Origin of the sequence: Spiroplasma sp. hy2, assembly GCF_044714365.1 — a bacterium.
Lineage (GTDB): Bacteria > Bacillota_I > Bacilli_A > Mycoplasmatales > Mycoplasmataceae > Spiroplasma > Spiroplasma phoeniceum.
Genome location: NZ_RXFZ02000110.1, coordinates 1 through 3465, shown reverse-complemented (window position 1 = coordinate 3465; position 3465 = coordinate 1). Strand labels below are relative to the sequence as shown.

Here is a 3465-nt window from a genome sequence, read left to right as displayed (position 1 = left end):
TTAAATTTTTAAATAAAAGACATAATTAATTAAAATTATAATTTGCTATTAGTATCTTTTTAAAAATATTTACAATTATTTTAATAGGTTATGCAAGAAGTCTATTGATGAAAAAGATATTTTAATTAATGATATTTCAAAAAAAGACAAAGCATTTTTAGAAACATTAGACTTAAAAATACTGTCTATTAATGAACCAATTACCGAAAACAATAAAATGAATGTTACATCATTGAAGAATATAAACGCCCTTATTCACCCGATAGAATTAACATTATTTAAATCTACTCATTTAGTTAAAATAACTGACTTTAAATGAAAAAACCAAAATAGTATTCATTTAGTTTTACAAAAATCATTGCCCGAGGATACAGTATTTACTGGAATTGAGATTAAATATCCTAAATCAATGTTATTTGGAAATATTAAATGTTGAGGCAAGGTCAATGGTGTTTATTCTTATCCACAATCTATTATTCAAAACGCTAGTTTAGTACCTTTACTATCTATGCCAATAGAGACAGAACCTAATTTAAGAGTGTTTCAGTATTGATTTACGGAAAGTTTTTTACCATGAAGTATTTCCAAAAACTATATTCAAGGTGTTGATATTTTAGGTTTAATAAATAAAAATGGCTTAGATAAAGTTTTATTAAATTATTTAACATATCGTTATAATTATGATAGAAAATTTAAAGGGTCAAAATACGATGAAAAGGGTAATCCTACAAATAAAGCAGCTGAATTACGCCAACAATTCGAAGGACAAAAACCCGAAGATGTAATTGATGGCTTATTTGAAAACTGAAAATTAGATAATCCAACTCTTATTAATGATAAAGTTGTTAAAATATTTAAACAAATTATCTATATGTTATCAACTTATACATATAGCAAATATACAATTAATAAAAGCCATAACGATGATATTAAATTATTATCACCTTATTATTTTAATTTAATTTCAATACCCAATAAAATAAGTGAAGAAAGTTATTGAGAATTTAAAAATTGTATAGTTGAATTAAATTCAATGTATTTTAATTTTAATGGAAACCAACCATTACATAATTATTAAAGAGAAGTTTTTGCAAATGAAAAGCCACTTAGTAATGTTGATAATAGATATTATTTTGTTGTATGGCGTGAACAAAAAGAAGATGATTGATATAGTACTTTATTTATACATAATTCTGGACAAACCTAGAACAATTGATAAAAAATTAGCTATTACTAAAACAGAGGGATTCCTTGATTTACTTGCTGGTGGTCGTGGTGGTGGTTTAGAAAGAATTTGAAGTAGAGATAATGGAACTTATTTTAAAGCAGTTTATCGTTGAAATAATGACAGTGAACCAAATAAACCATTTATTGACCCAAAAACAGGAGAAATTACAAATTGAAATTTAAAAAATGAAAGTAACAGTAACACTAATAATAAAAAAACAAAGATATTTCAGAAAACTATATTTATCAATTAGAAGCAAATTACTTTAATTGATTATCCATACCAAATGAATTAGAAACAAATAATATTCCTTCCCTTATTCCATCTGAAATTAAATTATCTGATGGCGAATATGGCAAGTATTTAACTAATTTAATTGTTTATAATAACAAAATAGAAGAATATTTAAATTATTTTTCGCAATGATATAGATTACTTTATTCAAAAGCAGTTTGAACAAGTATAACTGAAGATTTAGTTGAAGATAGTATTAAAATAACTTATGACAAAAAACTATTTAATTTAAATCAAATTGAAATATCAGGTATATGAGGCTATGGAAATTATAATATTAAAATTTTTACAGAAAGAGAACAAATTAATATTAATAATTTAGAATTATTTAATAGAAATAATGAAAAAAATATCATTAATTACATTAGAAATATAAAAACTCATTTAATTAATTAAATGAGTTTTTATATTTATTTTCCTTCAACTTTTATTTCACCAGTTTTAGAATCAACAGTTAAATTAGGAATATTTCTATTTAAATTTCAACGATAAAATGCTTTAAAATAAGTTCCATTATCTCTACTTCAAATTCTTTCTAAACCACCACCACGACCACCAGCAAGTAAATCAAGGAATCCCTCTGTTTTAGTAATAGCTAATTTTTTATCAATTGTTCTAGGTTTGTCAAGAATTATGTATAAATAAAGTACTATATCAATCATCTTCTTTTTGTTCACGCCATACAACAAAATATGACTTATTGTCTAACTTACTAAATACTTTTTCTTGTGGTGCTATTCATTCTAAATTGTCTCTAATTTCTTTATTTTTTGTATCTATTTTATTCTTTTCTTTTAGTTCTTTTAATTCTTCTTCTGTATATTTAAATGTTTCAATTTTATTATTAAAATCTTTATTAAATATATTACAAGCAACTAAACTGGTTATACTTGTTCCAATTATAGTGATTGTTTCTAAAAGACTTAATATCTTTTTCATTATGATAATTCCTTTCGCTAAATATTTTTACAATCACAATTATATATATACAAGGGATATTTAAGAGTTTGAAAGGAAATTATTTAATAATAAAGTGGTCAATCTGGGCTCGCGGTGATTTCCATAAGTTTTGCGAAAAATTACTTAAAGTTTAAAAAAACTTTTGCCGCGCTTTTCAAAATCCTTGGGAAAAATTCTAAGCGTTAAGCGAAGAATTTTATAAAGGTTCCCAAATTTGTTTGAAAGAACCTCAAAATTTTTTTAACTTGTAAGTTATTTTATCACAAAAATTTAAGAAAATCAACCGCTCGCCCAATTCTGCAAATGATTTTTATAGTCTTAATGATATAATTAAAGCATTTAAAGAAAGGAAGTATATTTAATTTATGTTTAAAAAAGGAAGTAAAGTTAATGTTAAAATAACAAATATTACACCTTATGGTGCTTTTTGTAGAGCAGAAAAGGCTGATGGTTTAATTCATATTAGTGAGATTTCAGATTACTTTGTTAGAGATATTAGAGATTTTTTTGATGTTGGTGATGAAATTGAAGTTGAGATACTAGATTTTAATTCAGTTAGAAAACATCTTAAATTAAGTTATAAAAATTGTCATCCTGAACTATTGAAAAATGATGATGGTAATAAAATACAAGAAAAATCACCTAGTTTAGAAAAATCATTAAATACTAATTATTTAGTAAATAAAAAGTAAATAAAATTTATAAATTTTAGAAGGTTTTAAAAACCTTTTTTATAATCCCATTTTAAAACGATATGGATAAGAACCATAAAACAAAGCGTCATATGGGTCATGATACATTTTACTATCGGGTGTGTTTGTTTTGGTATCACTAAATCTTAATTCACTAATACATTTATCTAAAAACGGGAAATTATCTAATATGCCATATATTTTGCCTTGGACAAACATTTTTCTTATTCATGTTACACGATTGATTATACCCGCTTCTTTATTCAACGAAGTTTGATGTTTTTTGGTTTT

General features: G+C 24.0%; 6 protein-coding genes. 3 read left to right on the top strand and 3 right to left on the bottom strand.

Annotation, left to right across the window (positions count from 1 at the left end):
- The first annotated feature begins 217 nt into the window (after nucleotides 1-217).
- Together EHV01_RS04080 and EHV01_RS04075 are read left to right on the top strand one after the other, a co-directional pair.
- The gene (locus EHV01_RS04080) at nucleotides 218-1078 is read left to right on the top strand and encodes a hypothetical protein (RefSeq protein WP_422066320.1); all 861 of its coding nucleotides are present in this window, start codon (nucleotides 218-220) and stop codon (nucleotides 1076-1078) included.
- Between the two features lie 16 nt (nucleotides 1079-1094).
- Nucleotides 1095-1481 (top strand): hypothetical protein, encoded by a 387-nt coding sequence (locus tag EHV01_RS04075; protein ID WP_422066319.1) that lies wholly within the window; start codon nucleotides 1095-1097, stop codon nucleotides 1479-1481.
- Nucleotides 1482-1932: 451 nt separating this feature from the next.
- On the opposite strand, the gene EHV01_RS04070 is transcribed toward EHV01_RS04075, so the two are convergent.
- Together EHV01_RS04070 and EHV01_RS04065 are read right to left on the bottom strand one after the other, a co-directional pair.
- Nucleotides 1933-2184, bottom strand: a complete 252-nt coding sequence (locus EHV01_RS04070) for a hypothetical protein (protein ID WP_422066318.1) — start codon at nucleotides 2182-2184, stop codon at nucleotides 1933-1935.
- Nucleotides 2138-2461 carry a hypothetical protein gene (locus EHV01_RS04065; protein ID WP_422066317.1) on the bottom strand — a complete coding sequence of 108 codons (324 nt, stop codon included), beginning with the start codon at nucleotides 2459-2461 and terminating at the stop codon, nucleotides 2138-2140. Before EHV01_RS04065 ends, EHV01_RS04070 begins: the two co-directional genes overlap by 47 nt.
- 386 nt (nucleotides 2462-2847) lie before the next feature.
- Between EHV01_RS04065 and EHV01_RS04060 the strand changes: the two genes are divergently transcribed.
- Entirely contained in the window at nucleotides 2848-3174 is a 327-nt protein-coding gene (locus EHV01_RS04060; protein ID WP_422066316.1) for a S1 RNA-binding domain-containing protein, read from the top strand.
- A 39-nt stretch (nucleotides 3175-3213) separates the two neighbouring features.
- Here EHV01_RS04060 and EHV01_RS04055 read toward each other — a convergent pair.
- Nucleotides 3214-3465 (bottom strand): hypothetical protein (locus EHV01_RS04055; protein WP_422066315.1); only part of this gene is annotated, 252 nt, incomplete at its 5' end.